Source organism: Agrobacterium sp. RAC06 (genome assembly GCF_001713475.1).
Lineage (GTDB): Bacteria > Pseudomonadota > Alphaproteobacteria > Rhizobiales > Rhizobiaceae > Allorhizobium.
Window position 1 is genome coordinate 3,682,545 of the sequence record NZ_CP016499.1, and the last position, 22,436, is coordinate 3,704,980.

At 60.6% G+C, this 22,436-nt stretch carries 16 protein-coding genes; 6 read left to right on the forward strand and 10 right to left on the reverse strand.

The window, feature by feature from the left end; translation table 11 throughout:
• Window position 1 precedes the first annotated feature (1 nt).
• The 5 genes from BSY240_RS17505 to BSY240_RS17530 all read left to right on the forward strand — a co-directional run bounded on the left by BSY240_RS17505 (window position 2) and on the right by BSY240_RS17530 (window position 9,688).
• Window positions 2-2,158 (forward strand): NHLP family bacteriocin export ABC transporter peptidase/permease/ATPase subunit, encoded by a 2,157-nt coding sequence (locus BSY240_RS17505; protein ID WP_069043150.1) that lies wholly within the window; start codon window positions 2-4, stop codon window positions 2,156-2,158.
• The gene (locus BSY240_RS17510; RefSeq protein ID WP_069043151.1) at window positions 2,151-5,012 is read left to right on the forward strand and encodes an NHLP bacteriocin export ABC transporter permease/ATPase subunit; all 2,862 of its coding nucleotides are present in this window, start codon (window positions 2,151-2,153) and stop codon (window positions 5,010-5,012) included. The genes BSY240_RS17505 and BSY240_RS17510 overlap by 8 nt, the downstream gene beginning before the upstream one ends.
• Window positions 5,013-5,020: 8 nt before the next feature.
• Window positions 5,021-5,554 (forward strand): cyclic nucleotide-binding domain-containing protein, encoded by a 534-nt coding sequence (locus tag BSY240_RS17515; RefSeq protein WP_069043152.1) that lies wholly within the window; start codon window positions 5,021-5,023, stop codon window positions 5,552-5,554.
• Between the two features lie 346 nt (window positions 5,555-5,900).
• Complete coding sequence (locus tag BSY240_RS17525; RefSeq protein WP_069043154.1) at window positions 5,901-7,862, forward strand: cysteine peptidase family C39 domain-containing protein; 1,962 nt, start codon at window positions 5,901-5,903, stop codon at window positions 7,860-7,862.
• Window positions 7,862-9,688, forward strand: a complete 1,827-nt coding sequence (locus BSY240_RS17530; protein WP_069043155.1) for an ATP-binding cassette domain-containing protein — start codon at window positions 7,862-7,864, stop codon at window positions 9,686-9,688. The genes BSY240_RS17525 and BSY240_RS17530 overlap by 1 nt, the downstream gene beginning before the upstream one ends.
• Before the next feature lie 170 nt (window positions 9,689-9,858).
• Here the strand turns inward: BSY240_RS17530 and BSY240_RS17535 are convergent, their stop codons facing one another.
• The gene (locus BSY240_RS17535) at window positions 9,859-10,191 is read right to left on the reverse strand and encodes an NHLP leader peptide family natural product precursor (RefSeq protein ID WP_082347527.1); all 333 of its coding nucleotides are present in this window, start codon (window positions 10,189-10,191) and stop codon (window positions 9,859-9,861) included.
• Between the two features lie 188 nt (window positions 10,192-10,379).
• Between BSY240_RS17535 and BSY240_RS17540 the strand changes: the two genes are divergently transcribed.
• Window positions 10,380-11,342: a GNAT family N-acetyltransferase gene (locus BSY240_RS17540; RefSeq protein ID WP_083229662.1), complete on the forward strand. Its 963-nt coding sequence runs from the start codon at window positions 10,380-10,382 to the stop codon at window positions 11,340-11,342.
• Between the two features lie 272 nt (window positions 11,343-11,614).
• Here the strand turns inward: BSY240_RS17540 and BSY240_RS17545 are convergent, their stop codons facing one another.
• From BSY240_RS17545 to BSY240_RS17585, 9 genes are all read right to left on the reverse strand, one after another.
• Window positions 11,615-12,220, reverse strand: coding sequence for a LysE family translocator (locus tag BSY240_RS17545; protein WP_054147703.1), 606 nt, complete (start codon window positions 12,218-12,220; stop codon window positions 11,615-11,617).
• A 260-nt stretch (window positions 12,221-12,480) separates the two neighbouring features.
• Window positions 12,481-14,193, reverse strand: coding sequence for an ABC transporter permease (locus BSY240_RS17550; protein ID WP_069043157.1), 1,713 nt, complete (start codon window positions 14,191-14,193; stop codon window positions 12,481-12,483).
• Window positions 14,194-14,200: 7 nt separating this feature from the next.
• On the reverse strand, window positions 14,201-15,178 hold the full coding sequence (locus tag BSY240_RS17555; RefSeq protein WP_069043158.1) for an ABC transporter substrate-binding protein: 978 nt from the start codon (window positions 15,176-15,178) through the stop codon (window positions 14,201-14,203).
• Window positions 15,179-15,253: 75 nt separating this feature from the next.
• A complete protein-coding gene (locus BSY240_RS17560; RefSeq protein WP_069043159.1) occupies window positions 15,254-16,375 on the reverse strand; it encodes an ABC transporter ATP-binding protein in 1,122 nt (373 codons plus the stop codon).
• A 110-nt stretch (window positions 16,376-16,485) separates the two neighbouring features.
• Window positions 16,486-17,325: an HpcH/HpaI aldolase/citrate lyase family protein gene (locus BSY240_RS17565; protein ID WP_069043160.1), complete on the reverse strand. Its 840-nt coding sequence runs from the start codon at window positions 17,323-17,325 to the stop codon at window positions 16,486-16,488.
• A complete protein-coding gene (locus tag BSY240_RS17570) occupies window positions 17,322-17,774 on the reverse strand; it encodes a MaoC family dehydratase (RefSeq protein ID WP_069043161.1) in 453 nt (150 codons plus the stop codon). The genes BSY240_RS17565 and BSY240_RS17570 overlap by 4 nt, the downstream gene beginning before the upstream one ends.
• A complete protein-coding gene (locus BSY240_RS17575; RefSeq protein ID WP_069043162.1) occupies window positions 17,774-19,630 on the reverse strand; it encodes an acetyl/propionyl/methylcrotonyl-CoA carboxylase subunit alpha in 1,857 nt (618 codons plus the stop codon). Before BSY240_RS17575 ends, BSY240_RS17570 begins: the two co-directional genes overlap by 1 nt.
• A 7-nt stretch (window positions 19,631-19,637) precedes the next feature.
• Window positions 19,638-21,233, reverse strand: coding sequence for a carboxyl transferase domain-containing protein (locus BSY240_RS17580; protein ID WP_069043163.1), 1,596 nt, complete (start codon window positions 21,231-21,233; stop codon window positions 19,638-19,640).
• Window positions 21,233-22,396: an isovaleryl-CoA dehydrogenase gene (locus BSY240_RS17585; RefSeq protein WP_069043164.1), complete on the reverse strand. Its 1,164-nt coding sequence runs from the start codon at window positions 22,394-22,396 to the stop codon at window positions 21,233-21,235. Before BSY240_RS17585 ends, BSY240_RS17580 begins: the two co-directional genes overlap by 1 nt.
• Window positions 22,397-22,436 lie beyond the last annotated feature (40 nt).

Consider the following 22,436-nt stretch of genomic DNA (forward strand, 5'->3'; position numbering starts at 1 on the left):
CATGGCACCACGACCTCATGCCAAGCGGCGCAAGCCGGTGCCGACTATTCTGCAGATTGAACAGACCGAATGTGGGGTCGCTTGTCTCGCCATGATCCTGGCGTCATATGGGATGCATATCGGCCTCGAGCGACTGCGCGAAATGGCCGGTGTCTCGCGTGATGGCACGAGAGCAAGCAACCTCTTGAAGGCTGCTCGCAGAGTAGGCCTGACGGCGAAGGGGTTTCGCAAAGAGCCTGAACAACTCCACGAAGTTCCATGGCCCGCCATCCTGCACTGGAACTTCAACCACTTCGTGGTTCTTGAGGGGCTCAACGCAAGTTTCGCCTATCTCAACGATCCCGCGACTGGTCGGCGCAAGATCCCTCTGGATGAGCTCCGCCAGGCATTTACCGGTGTCGTCATTGCGTGTGAACCAGGCGCCGACTTCGAACCCTCAGGAGCGCAGCCATCCGTTCTTTCCGCTCTAGCGGAGCGGCTCGCAGGCACCCGGGCACTCTTGCCGCAGATCATCGTCGCATCCGGTCTCCTGGTCGTGCCTGGGGTCGCTCTTCCGGTGCTGTCCCGGGTCTTTGTCGATGACATATTGACCACCCGACAGACAGACTGGATCATTCCCTTCACTGTCCTCCTGGCGACCATCACGCTTGCGCAGGCGGCGCTCGTCCTGCTGCAACAGATGCTGTTGGCAAGGCTGGAGGTCCGCCTTGCCTTTCTTCCAGCGACGAAAATGCTCTGGCATATGCTGCGCCTTCCGATGAGCTTTTACGCTCAGCGTCATCCCGGCGAACTGGCAAATCGGCTGGACGCCAATGAAAAGCTGGCCAATCTTCTTTCAGGACAGTTTGCAACAAGCATTTTCAACCTCTTGAGCATGATCGTCTATGCAGGTGTCATGCTTCTGCTTGACCCGGTGCTGGCTGTCGCAATCATTCTCTTGCAATGCATCTATTTCCTCACGCTCAGCGTATCAAACCGTCTTCAGTCCCGTAATGCCCGGCTGCAAGCGGCGCAGTCGGGGAAACTGATTGCGGCGACGGTTGGCGCGATCCGAGCTATCGAGACCATCAAGGCATCCGCAACGGAACGGGAGGCATTCCAGCGCTGGGCGGGGCATCAGGCCCGGCTTTTAAGCCTGCGCAGCAGCCAGGGCAGGGTGGAGGCTCTGATTGGGATCGTGCCTGGGCTTCTTTCTGCCTTGTCAGCCGCAGCAGTTTTGGGCTTGGGCGGGCTGCGCGTCATGGACGGCGCAATATCGCTGGGGACTCTGATTGCCTTTCAGGCCCTGGCGGTCAGCTTCTACACCCCCATCGCCAGCCTCGTGCAGCTTGCCGGTCAAATACAAATGGTTAAGGCCGACATTGATCGTGCCGATGACCTTATGAGGGCGCCTGCCGCGCACTTTGAGGCTGAGGATGCAACACCGGCCAGTTTCGAATTGCGGGCCGAAGACCTGGTCTTCGGCTACAGTCCTCTCGACCCTCCCTTCGTCAATGGGTTCTCGCTGACATTAAGACCGGGTGCGCGGGTGGCACTTGTTGGCGGGTCCGGCAGCGGCAAAAGCACGGTTGGTCGCCTCCTTGCAGGTCTGTTCACTCCGTGGTCAGGCACGATTTCCATCGGGGGGATTGGGCTGAACGAATTGGATCCAGCACGCCGAGCGGCGATATGCGGCTATGTCGACCAGGAGATCTTCCTGTTCGAAGGCACGGTCGAGGATAATCTCAGCCTTTGGGACCCGGGCGTTTCGGATCGTCGCCTTATCCGGGCACTCTCTGATGCCGCCGTTCTCGATGACGTCATCATGCGCAAGGGCCAGCTCCTGTCTCAGGTCAATGAAGGGGGTACCAACTTCTCGGGAGGGCAGCGCCAAAGACTGGAAATCGCACGCGTTCTGGCCGCCGAGCCATCAATTGTCATCCTCGACGAAGCCACCTCAGCGCTTGATCCGGCAACGGAAAAGCGGATTGACGACAACCTGCGGGCACGCGGCTGCACGACCATCATTATCGCCCATCGGCTCAGCACCATCCGAGACTGTGACGAGATCATCGTCATGAAGGACGGGCGGATCGTCGAACGCGGTGACCATGAGACCCTGATGGCGGCTGCAGGAGAATATGCCGCGCTGATTGCTGAGGGTGCGGGTCATGGCTGAACCTCAAGCGACCATTGCCGGTGGCGCCAACAGACCCCTGTTTCTTGACGAGGCCGACCGCTTCTACAGGTTGATGCGTGGTTACGCCGATCTTTTTGCGATAGGCGGAGACGGTCTCAGACGGCATCTGTTCCGTATCGAGGTCGGTGAATATCTGTTTCCAGCCGTCTCTTTCGGCCAGCATCGTCTGTGCGCCATCGGTTCTCTTGGTTCGGAGTTTGCGGTCTGCGAGGCAGGCGCCCCAAAGCCACCGCCGGAAGCCGTCATGTCTTGGGTTCAGGCGATGATCGGTGTCCTAGGCCAGACGCCGCAGGGCTGGACTGATCGCATCCTCTTGACGGGAGAGTTCGATCTGCCTCAGGGCATGACAGTCTCTGCACCTCATCGGACACTCTGCTTCGTTCGCCCCTTGGACGGAACCGCGACCTGGTGCGATCGAACCTGGCCAGTTGGCCTTGAACTGCCGATCACCTCGACGACCTCGGTGACCGCCATTTCCGATGCGACCCTGCAGGTATCAGCCGAGTGCCCCGACCCCGCGATTTTGGTAGAAGGCCTCTGCTTCATCGGTGGCGAGGTCCTGTCGCAACTAGATCGCGAGGCGGCTCAACATGGCGCCCAGCTCGAAGATCGGCTTAACATCCGCCGTCAGGCCATGGACCGAAGCCTTGGCAAAAGCCTTTCGGATCTGCTGACCTTGAGGGAGCCGAAAACCGGTCAAATGTCATCTGCCCGGCTTTCGGTTTTTGTTGCCGTCATGCAGACGAGCGGATTGGATGTATCACAAGCTCTGCGACGGGATCTCGAGGCTCTGGGCGACAAAGGCTCTTACGAGCCGCTTTTGCGATCTGCGGGCCTTTACTATCGCCAGGTGATGCTCGACCACGACTGGTGGCACCATGACGGCACTGCGATGCTCGCAACGCTGAAGGATGGATCGCCCGCAGGCCTGGTTCCGGGCAAAGGCGGCGGTTGGCTGCTGGTGACGAACGAAGGTATGCGTCGCGTAACCAAACCGCTTGCGCAAGAGGTTTCAACGGGGGCGCTGCAGATCTATCCGCCGCTTGAGGATCGCCCCATAGGCCTCCTCGAAACCATGCGGTTTGGCTTTTCCGGCACACGCTACGATGTTGTCGCCACAATCACCGTGGCGCTGGTTGCCAGTTTGGTGGTCATGGTCCCGCCGATCGCAGCCACCATGCTTTTTCAGCATGTCGTGCCAGCTGGCGACCGGGGCAATCTGCTATTCATACTGGCGTCACTGGTCGCGCTTGCCTTTGGCCAGTCTGCCTTCGAACTGATGCGCAGCCTTTGCGTCGCACGGATAGAAACGCGTCTCGATTCGTCGATACAGGCTGCGCTTTTCCAGCGCCTTCTGAGGCTTCCAGTGAATTTCTTTCGGGCCTATTCCGCAGGTGATTTGACGGAACGGGTGCTGGGCATTCAAGAGGCACGCCAGATGATCACCGGCGCGACCATGTCTGGACTCTTCGGCGCGATGGGTGTGATCGCAAGTGCCGGGGTGCTGGTGTTCCTCGACTGGCGACTGGCATTGACGGGCATCGCTGTCCTTGCCCTCTTTCTTGTCATCTCGGCAATCCTCTCCTTCAGGCAGCTTGCACAGGAAAGACGCCAAGCAGCGATCCGGGGCCAGAACCAAGGTTTCGTGCTTCAATTGCTGATCGGCATGACAAAGCTGCGCGCAGCCCATGCGGAGAAACCGGCCCTCGCCCAATGGGCCTGGAAGAGCCTTGAGCACCGAAAGGCTTTTGCCACGTCAAGATCCATCCAGTCCGTGCATGCAGCACTTCTGGCACTGATGCCGTGGCTTTCCTTGCTGATGATCTATGTCACGCTTTTGTGGCTGATGAAGTCTGATCAGCAGCAAACGGCGCTGCTTGCTCTCTTGCCGTCTGGTGGAAGCACCGCTTCCACTGCGCTGCGCGAGCCTTTGACGGCCGCAGCCTTTATCGGTTTCACGACCGCCTTCGGGCAGATGACGACCGGATTGAAGGCGACAGTCGAGGCGTTTACCCATCTGGCAAGCGTGGCCCCCTTGGCAGAACGCACAGCCCCCGTGCTGAAAGCCGTGCCAGATGATGCCTCGACCAGTCGGGGATCATCACCACAACTCACCGGCAATCTTGTGTTCCGCAATGTCAGTTTCCGCTACGGCATGGATAGCCCCCTCGTTCTGAAAAACCTCGATCTTGAGATACAGCCGGGCGACTTCATCGCGGTCACCGGCCCTTCTGGGAGTGGCAAATCCACATTACTGCGCCTCATCCTGGGCTTTGAGACACCGGATACTGGCGAGATCTTTTATGATGGTATCCCGTCGCATGGGATCGAGCTTGCGTCGCTCCGGTCCCAGATCGGCATCGTGTTGCAGAATGGGGGCTTAAGCGCGGGCTCGATCTACGACAACATCGTCGGATCCTCCGGTCTAGGCGTTGCCGATGCATGGGCTGCGGCCAGAATGGTGGGCCTGGCAGAAGAAATAGAGAGCATGCCGATGGGCATGCACACCGTCCTGAACGACGGCGCCATGACCATCTCGGGTGGGCAAAGGCAGAGGATCCTGATTGCCCGAGCGCTGGTCAGAAAACCGCGGATCCTTCTGTTCGATGAAGCAACCAGCGCCCTGGACAACCGGACCCAGGCGATCGTCACACGCAGCCTGACCAGTCTCGAGGTTACGCGCATCGTCATCGCGCATCGTCTGAGCACCATCAAAGAGGCCGACCGGATCATCGTCCTCGATCGTGGCAGCCTCGTCGAAAGTGGCACTTACAACGACCTGATTAGCGCGGGCGGCACCTTCAGTGACCTCGCCCGCCGGCAATTGCTCTAGGAGATGGTATGCGCAAGGTTCTCTACATCCTTGGCCAGTTGAACGATGAAGATGCCGAATGGCTCGCCCGAACGGGGCGTATCAGGACCTGTAAGGAAGGTGAGGTTCTCATCAACGAGGGTGTGGCAACCCAAGATCTCTACTTCGTCTTGGACGGAGAAGTGGGCGTGCAGATTAAGGGCGTCGGCGAGGTTGCCCGCCTGGGTCGCGGTGAGGTGGTGGGCGAAATGTCCTTTGTCGATTCATCTCCGCCCTCCGCAACAATCCTGGCGCATGGTGGTGCAAGAGTGCTGGCGGTGGAGAAGGCCGCGATCGACGCACGTCTGCGACGGGATAACGGATTTGCCGGACGCTTTTACAAGGCCATCGCAATTTTTCTGGCCGATCGACTGCGCTCGACCATGGGTCGCATGCGCAGCACGGAAGGCTTGCATCGCGATCAAATCATGGACGATGAGCTCGATGAGAGCATTCTCGATCAGATTTCCCTCGCTGGCTCAAGGTTCGAACACATGCTGTCAATCCTGTCGAAGGTAAATTGAAGCCCATGGGGTGGGGCCAGCGAAGCTTACCCACCGCGAAAACCGTCATCGAAGTCTAAGCAATCCAGACGATGAAAGACAAAAGTAGAAGGATCACGCTCAGCATGGCCAATGGACCGGGCATACTGGACAGCCTCAAAGGGCAGTCGAGATCCTGGGTTGCCGAAAGCCTGCTGAGCGCTTGTGAACGAAAAAGTCGAGCCCCCTTGATCAGGGGCAAATCGGCGTCTTTCTCTGAAGACATGACACAGTGAACTCCCAGACATCAAAGTGGCAGCTAAATCACTCTGCAGCAGGGCAGCAAGAGGATATTGACGCCCCAGCTTTCCTCGGACGCCTCAAAGGCTTGATCAAGGGCAATAGGCGGTCGGTGCATACACCGCAGCTGCGCCAGTCTGCGCTCACCGAATGCGGTCTCACGGCATTGGCAATCATCTTTGCCTGGCACGGGGTCGATGTTTCACTCGAGAGATTGCGCAATGAGATCGGCTCGAGCCGACTGGGGCTCACGGCCCGCCAACTCCTCGAACTTGCCCGACGCTATGATTTCGAGACCAAGGCTTGTCGGCGTGAGATCGATCAACTGGCGACGCTTCCCCTGCCATTCATCGCCCACTACCGCTTCATACATTTCGTCGTCGTCGAGCATGTTTCAGACCAGCATGTCACGATCAACGATCCTGCAAGCGGGCCACAGCGTCTGACGATTGAAGAATTTGCCAGGGACTTCACCGGAATCGCCCTGACATTCATCCCACGCTTTGCGCCGCCGCCGCCGCCGGTCCATCCAGCAAGGCGTGAATTCTGGCTGCAGCTGAGCGACAATCGGGTTGCGGCAACCATCATTCTCCTGCTTTGCCTGCTGCAAACATCAGCAGTCGCGTTCGCGCTCGTGAGCATGGCCAAGGCTCTGGACGGACATCAGAAACCAAGCGTTGCGCTTCTCGCGTGGATCCTGGCGGCCATCTTGCATCTATTGCTGCACTGGAGCACCGAGAGCTTTGCAGAGCGCCTTTCCAATCGGGCACGAGACCTCACATGGCAGCGTTTCAAGAGTATGCCGCCCCAATGGTTTTCTACAAAGACGGCAAACCAGCTCGCGGATATTTTGATCCTCGGTGAGCGCTGGTCTTTGTTGCTACCCATTGCCGTTTCGCTTCTACGGTCGCTGCTCTTGATCCCGGTCGTTCTGGTTGCGCCGTTGATCCAGCTGCCCAATGGACTGGTCATCACATCGTTCACGGCAATCGCCTCTTGTATTGTTCTTGCAGCATGCCTTCGTCGCGGCGAGACCCGGATGAGAAGTATGCGTGAGGCGCAGCTTCTTATCCTGCCCAATACGCATATCCTTGCAGATCTTGAGAGCCGACAGTTTGCAGGGCGCGACAGCGAGCTCACCTCTTATCTGGCAGCAGAGCACGCTCAGATGCATTCGCAAGCACAGGTCAGCCTGGGCTGGCGGGCGAAACTCGATGTCTTGGTGTCTCTGCCGATTGTCCTCGCTCTGGCGATCATCATGACCGACGGCCTAGTCAGTCAAGATTGGGGAACTGCCGCAGCACTTGGCACAGTTTGTGTCGTGATTGGTCTCTGCCTGCGAACGGCACGACGCAGTTTTCCGGTTATTTCAGAAGTGATGGGACTGCTCTCGCGTTTGCACGACCTGCGTAACACAGACGCTGATCTAACAGGATTGCAGTCGCACCCGGGATCGCCCGCAGGCCTCGCCATTCATCTTGACGATACGAACCTGTTTTTGAGCAAGGGTGATCTGCTGCAGATTACTGGACCGTCTGGAAGCGGAAAGACACGACTGGCGCGCCAGATTGCAGGCCTCGAACCAAGCCCGAATGGCACCATTACCTTTGATGGAATGGCGACCGAAACGCTCTGTCATCAGGGATCGCCGCGGGTGCTGCTTGTCGACGAGCAGGTTCTCACGATCTCCGGCAGCCTGGCGGAGAACCTCTGTCTCGGTGATCGCCGCTTCGACCGCCAGGCCTTGGACGAGGTGCTGGATCTGGTCGAGCTCAATCAGGAGCTTTGCCAGCGTGGAGGGCTGGATCTGGAGCTTTTCGCGGACAGGCGGCTGTTGAGCGGCGGCCAGCTCCGTCGCCTGGCGCTTGCCCGCGCGCTGTTGCGCCAACCTTCGGTCATCGTTCTGGATGGAGCCCTCGATGCCCTGGATTCACCGCTTGCTGGACGTATCGTCAAGCGGCTGCGGGAACGACATATACTGGTTCTGATTGGTGAGCGTGGCACGCAATCACGCCGGCCGGACGCGACCATCGATCTGGGCCGTTGCTGATGGTCGATGTCGCGCGTTGTCTGGCAATCTTGGCGCAGGGCCTTCACCATAGGCAGGAAGCAGAGCTTCTGGTTGCAGCGCAAAAGCGGGGGCTTTCGCTTCGGCGCGTCCTGATGCAAGACCGGAACTGGAGAAGGCAGGATCTTGGGATCCTGGTCGCCTGGCAGGCATCGACAGAGCAATTCGTCGTGATCGATGTCACTGGCTGCGGATCACCATCTCGTGTCAGCATCGATGGCAGCCGGCAACGGCTGTCCAGGGTCGATTGCGCAGCCTTGAATACAGACATGCTTGCTCTTGCGACGCCGCAGGGGCGCTCGATCCACGCAAGCCTTGCTGCTCTCGCACTTCTCGTCATGCTGGCGGCACAGGCCTTGGTTCTCCTCGTAATTTCGGGTCATCCGCCTGGAATGCGCGCGGCATTGATCTTGTCGCTGGCGGGCCTTGCATGGATTGTGGCGCGCGTTGCCTATTCAATTGCCGCGTCGCGGGCGTCCATCTTGCTCGGATGGCGTCGTCATTCTGATCTCTTGGCCGAAATACTCGACGGAGGAGTGACGATCCTTCAGAGTCGCACGCCTCACGACTACGCCCGGGCGATGCGTGCATTGTTGAAGAACCGGGTCAAGACCTTGCGCGGAAGAATGGCCCTTCCGATGGGGCTTGCCAGTCTGTTGCCGGGTCTTGTGGCCTTGAGCATTTCGGTTCCGCAACTTGGTCTCTACTACGCTCTCACCTGGGCACCCCTGCTGGCTGGCGCAATCGCTTCTCGCCGTTTGGTGGGACTGATCGAAAATGCGGAAGGGCAGAGTTTGGGCGAGATGGAACAGCGGCTGGATCTCGCGGCGCAAGGCAGCTTGGGTTTGCGGCCGTTGGGCGCGGAGAGTTTTGCCCTGACGCGTCTGGAGGCTGCTCTGAGACGTCAGAGAAGACTTGCCCGTCGAAGGAGGACGCTGCAGCAGGTTATCCTTGCGTGTGAAGCATTGTTATTCGTGCTTGCAGGTGCGGTATCGATCATCTCAACAATGGACACGCCCCTCATCGGTTTGGTCACTGTGGCCAGCTTTATGGTTGCGCTGGGACTTGTGGAAGTCGGTCGCGCAGCAGCCGCCATGACTGCGAGCGGGGGATCGTCACATGATAACGCGTCCAAGAGTCGGTTCACACGCGACCTGGCTGAGGAGCACGAAGCACTCGAATCCATCGAACTGATTGCGGTCTCCTTCCAGTATCCCGGAGCGTCTCGCCCCCTGTTCAAGCCGCAAGATCTCAGCATCCGGCGGGGCGAGATTGTTGCCATCACAGGACCGTCCGGTGCAGGTAAATCGACCTTACTGAGGCTCGCCCTTGGCATCTTGCCGCCGACCACGGGTGAGGTGAGGATCAACGGGAAATGCGTTTGCGCACGAGAGCAGAAAATCTGGCGAAGACAGCTTGGTGTTGTTCTCCAGGATGAGCATATGGCCGTCGACACCCTCAAGTCCTTCCTGCAGGGGATGAGCGGCCTTTCACTCGAGACAGCGCTTCGAAGTTCCGACAGGCTTGGCCTTCTCAAGGAGATCGAGGCTTTGCCCATGGGCATTCAGACACTCGTTGCACAAGGGATGGTCCCGGCGGGTTTGCGGGAGCGCTTGCTGATTGCAAGGGTTCTCTTGCGGCAGCCATCACTGCTGATCCTGGACGAAGCGACAACTGGTCTCGACGAAGAGTTCCAGACCAGACTTCTGGAAGAGCTGCGCACAGCCGGGATCGGTGTCCTGATCGCAACACACCGCAAAAGCGTGGTGGCAATCGCTGACAGATGTGTGACGGTGACCCCAATCTAAACAAACGAGGCCTAAGGCCGCAACACTTCACCGGGTCAACAAGCCTGGTTCTTCCACTGCGAGTTTTAGGACAACAGCGGCTCAAAGAGGCGATGCCGTTCTTCCGACCAGCTGGCGCGTGGGGTTAGGTCGCCCAACAGGGAATAGCCGGGCGACCCTGAGGCAGGTCCTTATTTCGGCTTCCTCTCCGGATATGGAGGGCCGTAGAGAATAAAGGCGCTGAAAGATGTGCCGCCGGATGCGAGATCCAGCAATTCATCTGGCAATTCATCCAGTTTGAATGGGGCCCGCAAGACGATCGTGGCTTCGCCCGGCTTTTCCTCGATCACGTTGATCTTCAGGTTCGTGAGTGGGTTTTCCCGCTCCAGCACTTCGGCCAACGCCGCATGGGGGTCCTGTTTGAGACGTTCACGGAAGGCCGTGTCGTTGTTCGCCTTTTCAACCACGGCCTTTTCAATGTGAAGTCGCAGGTCGGACATCACATCAGTTTGCGCATTTAACATATTATCACCAGCATCTTTATAGACATCTGAATATTCAGACTTTCCAAGTATCGAGTCTTAAACGGTAAGGTCAATAATCATCCTGATGTTGGATACCGTCCAAAGCTGGGCAGAAATAACTTAGGGTTTTGAAGGCGGTCGCACCACACTGTAGATAATTTCCACGCTGATATCGCAGGGGCTTTGCTTTGGAACGACTGAATGACTCCATACATTTCATTCAAATTGAAAGCATACGTGAGAAAGAATTTCTGGAAGACTGTGCCGGTCTCACCTGGAAAAGCTATCGGCCGTTTCTTGAGGCAGCGCAGTGCGACAATCGCCTGGCTCTGGCCGCATGCGTGGGAAGCGTCCCCGTGGGATTGTGGTTGTCTGCCAGAACTCCTTCTGAAGACACACCGAAAACCCACACCCTTCTGTCGCTGTTTGTCGCTCCGGAATGGCGACGTCGCGGCTTGGCGACTGACCTCATGCAGGCGGCTGAGGGCGAGCTTTCAGCTCTTGGAATCTCATCCGTGACCACCAGCTATTCGTCGATATTGCCTGGCGCCGACGCGATGTCCTGCTTGTTGCGCAAACAATCATGGGCTGAACCTGTACCAGACCGCATTCGCATCTGTGGCCGTGTCGGTGATACGTTTGCCACCTCAAGGGCCTGGGATTTGCTGCTCAAGCGGCTGCAGCGCCAAGGTGTCCGCTATCTGAGTTGGGAAGAAGCCGGTGACGGCGTTCTCGAGCAAGCTGCGGCGATGGTCGATGCAGGTGAGGCACCCGCGTGGTCTGACCCGCGCCCATGGAAGGACGCCCTTTCCGCAGAGTTTTCACTGGCTATCTTCGATGGGGCAGTGGGCCTAGCCGGTTGGGTCATATGTGAGCGTCAGGGGAAATTGGACCGCTGGTATTTTCCCATTGGCTGGGTAACGCCGCCCGAACAGGATCGCGGGACCTTGGTTGGCGCATATCTTGAAGGCTCGATGCGCATTCAGACGGGCAACGGCGCGTCGGCACTTGCCGTCCTTGAGGCCTCACCCAGACAAGGCCGCGCATGGAGATTGTTCGAGAAGCATTTCTCCACGCTCGCACTTTGGTCCGATCGCCTGCTGATCTCACAGAAAAATCTCGGCATTGAACCGACACTGCTGATTGAATAGCTGCGAGAGCCACCGCGTCGGCCCTGTTTCGCAGGCGATAACCGACCAGCCCGCGCATTTGCAATCCAGGCGGCGACCATACCCAGTAGGGTATTCTGAAGGCGCTGACCTCTGGCGATACCTCGGCGTTGACATTCTGTAAGGCCGCCTCAGTAATCGGCTGAGGTTGCCTTTATCCAGCGGAACGGCGTTCGCCGACTTACCACCCGCGAATGCCTGTGCCCCAATGCTCTACGGTCTATGCTCGGACTGAATTCCAGCTCGACCTCGCCTCAGCGGCTGGCGACCAGCACGCCCGCCCCGACCATCAGGGCTCCAGCTCCGCGATTGAGTACGCCGATCTTTTTCGGATCAGACAGGGCCGTCTTTGCTTTGTAGCCGAGGAGCACATGCCCTCCGACTACGATCACCTCTATCAGGGCAATGATAAGCAGCAGTTCCACGGTATCGGACACGGTGAGGGGACGGATTCCGAGCACCCCCGGCAGTAGAGCCAAATAGAAGATCGGCATCTTGGGGTTGGAGATGTTGAGGAGGAAGCCCGTGAGGAACAGGCGGATCAGGCCGCCCCGCATCACGCGAGGTTTGATCTCTGGCTTCGAGCGCCACATCATGATGCCCGTGTAAATCAGGTAGATAGCACCGACATATTGGATGAAGCGCAGATTTTCGTTCATGTATTGGGCGATGGCGTTGAAGCCGATGGCCGCAAGGATGACGAAGAGAAAGATGCTGCAAACGACGCCGACACCATAGGCGACACCATGGGCAGGGCCGCTGGAGACGGTCTTGGATAAGATCGTCAGGTTGTCAGGGCCAGGGCTCGCCGCGAATACGAAGAAGGCCAGGCTAAACGTCAGAACTGTTTGTAAGTCCATCATGCGCTCCTTTTCTCCGTTAACTCATCGAATTTGAAATATCCGCCTTTGAAGTAATCGGTTCCGAGCTTCTTATAACGCTCAGCAGGGGCAGTATAACCGAACTCGAGGAAGAGCATTAGTGCATTCCGCACCTGCGCCGTGTGTTGAAGATCGGTGTGATAGAGCTTGTCGCTGCAAGGTCCACGACGTCATTTGCCTTTAGCAGGCGCATCTGACACCCGATGACATTTTGTGGGCGATCGCCCGCTCCGTCTGGATCAATCGACCCAGGGCAGAGTGCCCCTTGGCATACGGTGGGCGGCGGCCGTGGCGATAGCGGCGAGGATGAGGACCAGAAGCGTCGACAGGACGGCGACCGCGGCTGCTGCGGTGGAGTTGCCTTCGTATTGCAGGGCAAAGATCATGACCCCGATCGTTTCGTTGCCGGACGACCAGAGCAGGGCCGAGAGCGTCAGTTCGTTCAACGCCGTCATGACCACGAGGATCGCGCCGGCCGCCGCCGCGGGCAATACACCCGGCAGGAAGATCGCCAGGATGCGGCGCAACAGCCCGGCGCCTGTCACGCGGGCGGCTTCGTCAAGCGAGGGATCGGCTGACTGTGCCGCGGCAGCAACCGGCCGCAGGACCAGTGGCAGGAAGCGCGCCAAGTAGGCGATGACGAGGATCATCATCGTTCCATAGATCGAGATCCCGACAAGCGGCAGAGGCTTCAGGAAAGCGAGGATCATGCCAAGGGCGACGACTGTTCCGGGAACAACCCAGGGGGCTTCGATGATGATGTCCAGCAGTCGCAATACCGGGTTCTGCCGGCGCCTGGACACAAACGCCAGCGGCACGGCGACGAGCATTGAGATGGCAGCCGTGATCAACGCGAGTAAAAGCGAATTGGCAAAGGCGCGCCTTACAGTCTGATTGTCGAGGACAGCGTGGAACTGATCGAGGCTGATCGTATCTGGCCCAAATGCCACGCCTATGGCCGGCAAGAGTGCGGTCATCGTGAGAGCTGCGAGGGGCACCAAAGACAGGATCAGCACAAGGATCCAGATCAGGATCTCGATCACGGGTGCGCTGCGTCGCGCCACGAAGGGGGCGCCCGCCGGCAATGGCACGGCGAGACGGGTTGCAACGACATTGCGCATGACGATCGCGATCGCCGCCATTGCGGCGAGCACGAGGGCCAGCGTTGCCACCTGGCCAGCCGCTGCCGGACCAAAGCCGTTGAGGCGCTGGTAAATCAGAGTCGTCAGGACAGAAATGCGGCCGGGAATGCCGAGCAGTGCCGGCACGCCGAAATTGCCGATCGCGGCGGTGAAGGCGATCAGACTGCCGGCGAGAACCGAGGGCATGACGATCGGCAGCACGATGCCGGTTCCGATCCGCCCGGGCGGGATGCCGAGAATGCGCGCAGCTTCGATCAGGTCGGATGGCAGCGCCCGCAATGCGGCGCGCACGGCGATGAAGACGAGCGGCATGTGCTCGATGCCCATGACCAGTGCTATTCCGCCCACTGAATAGAGTGGATTGGTAGAACCCGGCGCTGCGGCAAGGCCAAGTGGTTTGAGGATCGGTGATTGTGAGCCGAAGAGTTCGATCCAGGCGAGCGCCATGGTTTGCGACGGCACGATCAGCGGCATCAGGATGAGGAAGGTCAGCGCTGCGCGTGTCCTGAGCTTGAGCAGGCTGACGGCAAAGGCAAGCGCCACGCCGATGAGCGTCGAGACGACGACAGACAGAAGGGCCGTCTGCAGCGTGCTGGAAAGCGCCCTGAGCGTCGAGCGGCTGGACAAGGTGGCAAGCATCAACCCGAGCGGTGTACCGTCCTCGCCGGGCTGGAAGGCGCTGGCAAACAGCCGGGCGAGCGGCCAGAGCGTCGTTGCGGCGACATAGAGAACGAGAAGGGAGACGAGCAGATGCTCGCCTCCCCAAGCCGGTATAGCCTTTCGGGTCTTGCCCCAGGCGGTGTCACGCATGCTAGGATCAGCCGCCGAAGAGCTCGGCGAACTTTTCCTTGTTCTCGGTGTCGGCCTTCAGCATGGCATCGCTGTCGGCAGGCAGGATTTTCAGCGTGGAGAGGGCCGGATAGCCTTCCGGCTGCGTGACGCCGGGCAGGATCGGGAAGTAGCCCTGGGCGGTCGCCTGTTCCTGCGCGGTCTTCGACAGCTGCCAGGCGACGAAGGTCTTGGCGGCGTCCACTGCATCCGAGCCCTTCAGCACGGCAACCGGCTGGGTGATCGAGCTCACGCCTTCGGTCGGGAAGACGAAGTCGACGGGCGAGCCCTTCTTCTTTGCATTGAGCGCCATGTATTCGATAATGATGCCATAGGCCTTCTCGCCGCGCGCAACGGCCTCGATGACCGTGCCATTGCCCTGACCGGCAACGGCGCCGGCCTCTGCCAGCTTCTCATAGTATGCCCAGCCGAATTCCGGTTGCTGCGTCATGGTGCCGACATGGATGACGGCGGCACCCGAATAAAGCGGGCTCGGCATGATCAGGCTCTTGGCAGCGTCAGCCGCGAGCAGGTCGTTCCAGCTCGTCGGGGCCGTCTTCACGAGGTCGGTGTTGTAGACGATGCCCGTGGTGATCACCTTGGTGCCGAAGAAAGTCTTGTCGGCATCGATGAAGGCAGGATCGATGCCCTCGACCGCAGCGTCGGTGAAGGCGAGCAGGCGGTCGTCGTTCTTCAGCTGGGTCATCGCGACAGTGTCGGCGATCAGAATGACGTCGGCGGGGCTATTGCCGGCGGCATATTCGGCCTGCAGCTTGGCCATGACTTCGGTGGTGCCGGAGCGGAAGAGCTCCACTTTGATTTCCGGGTGGTCGGCGTTGAAGGCTTCGATGACCTGGGTCATCTGATCCTGCGGCTGCGAGGTATAGACGGTGATCGTGTCCTGGGCCTGTGCGGTGAAGGCGAGACCGGCAAGGATCGTGGTGGTGAGGAGCGTGCGGATAAACATGGAAACCTCATTGAAGGGGGCGGAGCAGGCCCGGAAATTGTCGAATGCCGGCCCTTGGGCGGCAGGAGTTGTCGCCTAGCGCAGCGAGATGACGCCCGGACGACAGGTCGATGATCTTCGTGTGACATCGCCGTTGCTGGGAGTGCCCCCGCCTTCGCCGATCACCCAGCCGTCCGTGATGACAAGTTCGATCGGCGTGCCCGGCGCGATCCGCTCGTCGAGTGGCAGGCTGACGACGTCGCCGTCGATCTCGGTCGGCAGGCAATGGCTGAGAAGGCTGCCGTTCTGAAAGAACTGGCCGACGAGTTCGGTCTTCAGATGTCCGCCCTCGTTGACGCGCTTGAGATCCGAGGCATGAAAGCAGAGCCAGCCATAGCCGACGGGTGCATTTCCCGGCATGTCGAGAAGTTGCTGGCCAAGCATCACCCGGGTCCGGCCGCCTTCCGATTTGAGCACCCGGACCGGCAGTGTGCGACCGCGCCCGATGAAGCGGGCGACCATCGGCGAGGCCGGCTTCCGGTAGAGCTCCTCCGGCGTTGCCAATTGCTCCAGCCGACCGTGGTCCATGACGGCTACATGGGTCGCGACCGCCATGGCCTCGTCCTGGTCATGGGTGACGAAGACGAAGGTGGAGCCGGTCAGGCTGTGGATGCGACGGAATTCGGCAAGCATCGCCTCGCGCAGATGCGCGTCGAGGTTGGCGAGCGGCTCGTCGAGGAGGATCAGATTTGGTCGGGTCGCAAGCGAGCGGGCCAGCGCCACGCGCTGACGCTGTCCGCCGGACAGCTCGTGCGGGCGTCTGTCGCCGAGACCCGCGAGGCCGACGACCTTCAGCACCTCCTCGATCCGTGCGGCGCGTTCCCGGGGTTTCAATCCGCCGACCTTCAGGCCAAATTCGATGTTGCCGCGCACGGTCATCGTCGGCCACAGCGCGTAGGACTGGAATACCATGCCGATCCCCCGCTTCTCTGGAGGAAGGAAGGTACCATCACCGGCGACGATCGTCTCGTTGAAGCGAATTTCGCCCCCGTCAGGCGCCTCCAGCCCCGCGATCAGCCGCAGCACGGTGGTCTTGCCTGAGCCCGAAGGACCGAGCAGGGCGAGAAATGCACCGTCGGGGATTGTGAGCGAGACGCCGTCGACAGCCTGAAAATCGTCGAATCGCTTGGTGACGGTGGAAAGAGTAAGACGCGGCAAGGCTTTGGGCTCCCGAGTTTCCCTCGTCCTTTGCCACGTTCAGATGACGTCTGGATGAAGCCGCTGGCGTAGTTGCCATCTCCTCGGTGGTGAGCTTGTGGTGACCAATTTCAGTGGCTGTCATCCGTGTATTCGAGCAGAAGTTTCGCCTGTTTGAGATGCGGTGCGTCGATCATTCGGCCAGCGAAACGGAGCGCGCCTGAATTGGGATTGGCGGCAAATGCGTCGACGATCGCCTGGGCCTCGGCCAATTCCTTTGCGGAAGGCGTGAATGCCTGGTTGATGACGGGCACCTGCGCGGGATGGATCGCCATCATGCCATTGAAGCCGTCGAAGCGGGCGCGCCGCGCATAGGCCGCAAGCCCGTCCGCATCGGCAAGCGCGGGGTAAACGGTCTCGATCGCAGCCACGCCGGCCGCGTGGGCGCCAAACAAGGTCAGGGAGCGGGCGAGTTCGTAAGGGGCGGTGTAGCGGCCCGTCTCGTCGCGTGCGCCAAGCGCCCCGATGGCCGCCGGCAGGTCTTCCGCGCCCCAGGTCAGGCCGACAAGCCGGTCGCTGACGGATGTGTAGGAGCCCAGCTGGAAGATCGCGGCCGGGGTCTCGGTCGCGATCGGCAGGACGGGGATGCCGGGCGCTTTTGCGCTCAGGGCTTCTACCGTTGAAGCCCCCTCCGCCTTCGGCAGCACCAGCCCGTCCGGCGGCACTTCAAGGATCGCTGCGAGATCATCGTCCAGAAGGCCGCTGTCGAGCGGGTTGATACGGACGAGAAGCGGGATCCTGCCTTTGGTCAGGCGGAGGAAGTCCGCCGCCGCCCGCCGGGCCGCAGGCTTGGCGTCCAGCGTCACGGAATCCTCGAGGTCTAGGATCAGGGCATCGGCGCCGCAGCCGAGTGCCTTCTCCATGCGATCGGGTCTGTCACCCGGCACGAAGAGTAGCGAGCGCAGCCTCATTGGGGCCTCCGCGAGACGAGTGCGGAGCGCAGGCACTGGCAGACCAGTTCGCCCCGCTGGTTGAAGAGTTCATGCCGGAAGGTGACGATGCCGGCGGTTGGGCGCGATCGACTTTCTCTCAGGTCGGCAATCTCGCTCTCTGCCCGCATCGTGTCGCCGATGAAGACCGGCTTCGGCATGACGACCTTGTCGTAGCCCAGATTGGCAACCAGTGTGCCGAGCGTGGTATCGCCGACCGACAGGCCGACCATCAGCGAAAAGGTGAAGGTGCCGTTGACGAGGATCTGGCCGAATTCGCTCGCCTTCGCCGCTTCAACATCGAGGTGCAGCGGCTGCGGATTGTGGGTCATCAGCGTGAACATCAGGTTGTCCGTTTCGGTCACAGTGCGCCGGATCTCGTGAGAGATCCTGTCGCCCAGTTTCCAGTCTTCGAAATAGCGTCCGGCCATCATCCGTCTCCCTCGATCCTGACGAGCAGGCTGCCCTCGACGACCTGGCTGCCCAGGCAGGCTTTCAGTTCGGCAACTGTGCCATCGAAAGGCGCATGCAGCACCTGCTCCATTTTCATGGCCTCGATGGCGATCAGCGGCTGGCCGCGTTTGACGAGGTCACCCTTGGCAACGGAAACGGCGATGATGATACCCGGCATTGGCGCGATGATGGCGCCGTCGCTGGAGCCTCCACCATGACCAGCATGCCCGGCCCGCGGTGTTCCGAACTCCCACGCCTCGCCATCATGGAAAAGAACCCCGTTTTCCATTCGGACCGTCGTTTGAGCGCCATTCACCTGAACCAGATAAGGCCTCTTTCCAATGTCGACGGCGACCTGCCGGTCGATCTCGGCATTGAGGCGAAACCCCGTCAGAGCCGTCCAGACATCCTGCGATTGTTTCGGTAACAGGGCCGTTGCAGCGGCCTGCAAAACCGCTTCAGCCGGTCCACCTGGTGGCACAAGGTCTTCGACATGTCGCTCGATGAAGCCAGTGTCGACGGCGCCTGCCAGGAAGTCGGGATGGCGGAGCGTGCGGACGAGGAAACCGGCATTGCTGTGCACCGGCCAGACCTCAACCTTGCCCGTACCTTCGCAAAGCTTGCGGATCGCCTCTTGCCGGCTGGCGCCGTGGCTGATGAGTTTGGCCAGCATCGGATCATAATGCGGGGTGACTTCATCTCCCTGTTCGACGCCGCTGTCGATCCGAAGCGTATCCGGCAGACGAAGATGATCGAGCCGACCGATCGACGGCAGGAAACCGGTTGCCGGATTTTCCGCATAGAGCCGGGCTTCCATGGCCCAGCCGGTGATGGAAAGCTGATCCTGATTCAATGGCAGAGGCTCGCCAGATGCGATGCGCAATTGCCATTCGACCAGATCCTGTCCTGTGATCGCCTCGGTCACGGGATGCTCGACCTGGAGACGCGTGTTCATTTCCATGAACCAGATGCGATCAGCACGCAGGCCCTCGGAGGCGTCGGCGATGAACTCGATCGTACCTGCGCCGACATAATCGACCGCGCGGGCGGCCTTGACAGCCGCCTGGCAGACCGCATGCCGGGTCACAGCATCCATACCGGGCGCCGGTGCTTCCTCGATCACCTTCTGGTGGCGGCGTTGCAGCGAGCAGTCGCGTTCGAAGAGATGCACGACATTGCCCTTGGTGTCGCCAAAAACCTGCACCTCGATATGACGCGGTGAGAGGATGTATTTCTCGATCAGCACGCGGTCATCGCCGAAGGAGGACGCCGCCTCGCGCCGGCAACTGGCGAGCGCTGTTGCAAAATCCTCCGTCCGCTCGACGCGGCGCATGCCCTTGCCACCGCCGCCGGCCACCGCCTTGATCAGCACCGGATAGCCGATGGTATCGGCTTCGCGCTGCAGTCGTTCCGGGCTCTGGTCTTCTCCGAGATAACCGGGTGTGACCGGCACGCCGGCTGCGATCATCCGCTGTTTGGCGGCATCTTTCAGGCCCATGGCCCGGATGGCCGCCGGTGGCGCCCCGACCCAGACCAGACCCTCGGCCATCACGGCTTCGGCAAACTCGGCATTTTCCGACAGGAAGCCATATCCGGGATGGATCGCCTCAGCGCCGCTCCTCCTCGCCGCTTCGAGAATGCGGTCCTGCCGCAGGTAGCTGTCGCGGGCCGGCGCCGGACCGATCGGCAGCGCCTCATCGGCCTTGCGCACGAACGCCATGCCAGCATCCACATCCGAATGCACCGCAATCGTTCGGATGCCGAGCCGTTTTGCCGTGCGAATGATCCGCCTTGCGATTTCACCGCGATTGGCAATCAAGAGGCTTTCCATCATCTTTGCCTCACATCCGGAAAATGCCGAACTGCGCCCGTTCTGGGATCGGGGCGTTCAGCGTTGCGGAAAGGGCGAGGCCAAGCACGTCGCGGGTCTGGGCGGGGTCGATGATGCCGTCATCCCACATCCGGGCCGTCGCGTAATAGGGGTTGCCTTCGTCCTCGTATTTCTGGCGGATCGGCGCCTTGAAGGCCTCGGCCTCCTCCGCCGTCCAGCCTTCGGCGTCGCGATGGACGGTCGCCAGGACAGAGGCGGCCTGCTCGCCTCCCATCACCGAAATGCGCGCATTGGGCCAGGAAAACAGGAAGCGTGGCTGAAAGGCGCGGCCGCACATGCCGTAATTGCCGGCCCCGAAACTGCCGCCGATCAGCACAGTGACTTTCGGCACCTGTGCGCCCGCGACTGCGGTCACCAGCTTGGCGCCGTGTTTGGCGATGCCTTCCGCCTCGTATTTCCCGCCGACCATGAAGCCGGAAATGTTTTGCAGGAAGAGCAGCGGAATGCGCCTCTGGCAGGCGAGTTCGATGAAGTGTGCGCCCTTCAGCGCACTTTCGGAAAACAGGACGCCATTGTTGGCGAGGATGGCGATGGGCATGCCCCAGAGACGGGCGAAACCGCAGACAAGGCTTGCCCCGTAGAGCGGCTTGAACTCCTGCAGTTCGGACCCATCGACGAGACGGGCGATCACCTCGCGCACGTCATAGGGTGTGCGCAGGTCCTGCGGGACCACGCCGTAGAGCTCACTCGGGTCGAACAGGGGAGGGCGCGGTTTGTCCAGCTCAATGTCCACCGTCTTCGGTCGGTTCAGTGTCGCAACGATGTCGCGCACGATCAGTAGCGCGTGTTCGTCGTTTTCCGCCACATGATCGACAAGGCCGGACTTGCGGCCATGCACATCGGCCCCGCCCAGATCTTCGGCCGAGATCACCTCGCCGGTTGCGGCTTTGACCAGGGGTGGACCGGCGAGAAAGATGGTGCCCTGGTTGCGGACGATCACCGTCTCGTCGGACATGGCCGGCACATAGGCGCCGCCCGCCGTACAGCTTCCCATGACGCAGGCGATTTGCGGAATGCCGGCGGCAGACATCTGCGCCTGATTGTAGAAGATCCGGCCAAAATGATCGCGATCGGGGAAGACCTCGGCCTGATGCGGCAGGTTGGCACCGCCGGAATCCACAAGATAGATGCAGGGCAGTCGGTTTTCAGAGGCTATCTCCTGGGCTCTCAGGTGCTTCTTTACCGTCATCGGGAAATAGGCGCCGCCCTTCACCGTCGGATCATGGGCGACGATCATGCATTCGCGACCGGAGACACGGCCTATGCCCGTGATCATGCCCGCGCCCGGCGCCTCGTCACCATACATGCCGCCTGCCGCCAGTTGCCCGATCTCCAGGAAAGGGGAGCCGGGGTCGAGCAGTCGCAACACGCGATCCCGGGGCAGAAGCTTGCCACGCGCGACATGACGTTGGCGATGGCTTTCAGCCCCGCCCAATGCGGCGGTGGCCACCTTCGACCGCAATTCTTCGGCAAGCGCGGCGTTGCGGGCCGCATTGGCCTTGAAGCTTTCGCTGTCACGGTCGAGCATGGTCGAGAGTATCGGCATCAGCTTGTCTCTCCCGCGCCGATGACCTCCCGGCCGATCAGCATCCGGCGCACCTCGTTGGTACCAGCGCCGATATCGAGGAGCTTTGCATCGCGCCAATAGCGTTCGACGGGCCAGTCTTTGGTGTAACCCGCGCCACCCAGCGCCTGGATCGCCTGTTCGGCCACCTTCACCGCGCTTTCCGAGGCATAGAGGATCGCACCGGCGGCGTCCTGACGCGTTGTCCTGCCGGCATCGCAGGCTCGCGCCACGGTATAGACATAGGCGCGGGCGGAGTTCAGCGCCACGACCATGTCGGCGATCTTGGCCTGCATCAGCTGGAAGCTTCCGATCGGTCGACCAAACTGCCGACGCTCCCTGACATAGGGCAGGACGACGTCGAGGCAGGCCTGCATGATGCCGAGCTGGATGCCGGAAAGCACGACCCGCTCATAGTCCAGGCCGGACATCAGCACTTTCACCCCGCCGTTCAGCGGACCCATGACGTTTTCCTCAGGCACGAAGCAGTCCTGGAAAACGAGTTCGGCCGTCGGCGAGCCGCGCATGCCGAGTTTGTCGATCTTCTGGCCGATCGAGAAGCCGGGGAAATCCTTTTCGATGAGAAAGGCCGTGATGCCCTTCGATCCCGCTGCAGGATCCGTCTTGGCATAGACGACGAGCGTCTGGGCATAGGGAGCATTGGTGATCCAGAATTTGGTGCCGTTCAGGCGAAAACCGCCCTCGACCCTGTCGGCGCGGAGCCGCATGGAGACAACGTCGGATCCGGCGCCGGCTTCGGACATGGCAAGGCTGCCGACATGGTCTCCGGAAATCAGTCCTGGCAGATATTTCGCCTTCTGCTCATCCGAACCCCAGCGCGCGATCTGGTTGATGCACAGATTGGAATGCGCGCCGTAGGACAGGCCGGCCGAGGCCGAGGCGCGGCTGATTTCCTCGCAGGCAACGACATGTTCGAGATAGCCAAGACCCAGACCGCCGTCCGTTTCCGCAACCGTCATGCCATGCAGGCCGAGAACGCCCATGGCCGGCCAGAGTTCGCGCGGAAAGCGATCCTGCGCGTCGATTTCGGCGGCGATCGGCGCGATTCGTTCGCGCGCGAAACGCGCTGTCGTCTCGCGGATCGCCTCCGCCATTTCGCCAAGCCCGAAGTCCATCTCAGTCATGTGGCTTCCTCCAGGATATCCTGTCATGCGGTCCGGCCCA

Excerpts from the sequence above, each read along its gene's own strand:
- BSY240_RS17535 (WP_082347527.1), bottom strand. The coding sequence starts at position 10,191 with ATGTTAAATGCGCAAACTGATGTGATGTCCGACCTGCGACTTCACATT.
- BSY240_RS17510 (WP_069043151.1), top strand. The coding sequence starts at position 2,151 with ATGGCTGAACCTCAAGCGACCATTGCCGGTGGCGCCAACAGACCCCTG.
- BSY240_RS17570 (WP_069043161.1), bottom strand. The coding sequence starts at position 17,774 with ATGGCCGGACGCTATTTCGAAGACTGGAAACTGGGCGACAGGATCTCT.
- BSY240_RS17565 (WP_069043160.1), bottom strand. The coding sequence starts at position 17,325 with ATGAGGCTGCGCTCGCTACTCTTCGTGCCGGGTGACAGACCCGATCGC.
- BSY240_RS17515 (WP_069043152.1), top strand. The coding sequence starts at position 5,021 with ATGCGCAAGGTTCTCTACATCCTTGGCCAGTTGAACGATGAAGATGCC.
- BSY240_RS17545 (WP_054147703.1), bottom strand. The coding sequence starts at position 12,220 with ATGGACTTACAAACAGTTCTGACGTTTAGCCTGGCCTTCTTCGTATTC.
- BSY240_RS17550 (WP_069043157.1), bottom strand. The coding sequence starts at position 14,193 with ATGCGTGACACCGCCTGGGGCAAGACCCGAAAGGCTATACCGGCTTGG.
- BSY240_RS17580 (WP_069043163.1), bottom strand. The coding sequence starts at position 21,233 with ATGCCGATACTCTCGACCATGCTCGACCGTGACAGCGAAAGCTTCAAG.
- BSY240_RS17575 (WP_069043162.1), bottom strand. The coding sequence starts at position 19,630 with ATGATGGAAAGCCTCTTGATTGCCAATCGCGGTGAAATCGCAAGGCGG.
- BSY240_RS17585 (WP_069043164.1), bottom strand. The coding sequence starts at position 22,396 with ATGACTGAGATGGACTTCGGGCTTGGCGAAATGGCGGAGGCGATCCGC.
- BSY240_RS17530 (WP_069043155.1), top strand. The coding sequence starts at position 7,862 with ATGGTCGATGTCGCGCGTTGTCTGGCAATCTTGGCGCAGGGCCTTCAC.
- BSY240_RS17505 (WP_069043150.1), top strand. The coding sequence starts at position 2 with ATGGCACCACGACCTCATGCCAAGCGGCGCAAGCCGGTGCCGACTATT.
- BSY240_RS17555 (WP_069043158.1), bottom strand. The coding sequence starts at position 15,178 with ATGTTTATCCGCACGCTCCTCACCACCACGATCCTTGCCGGTCTCGCC.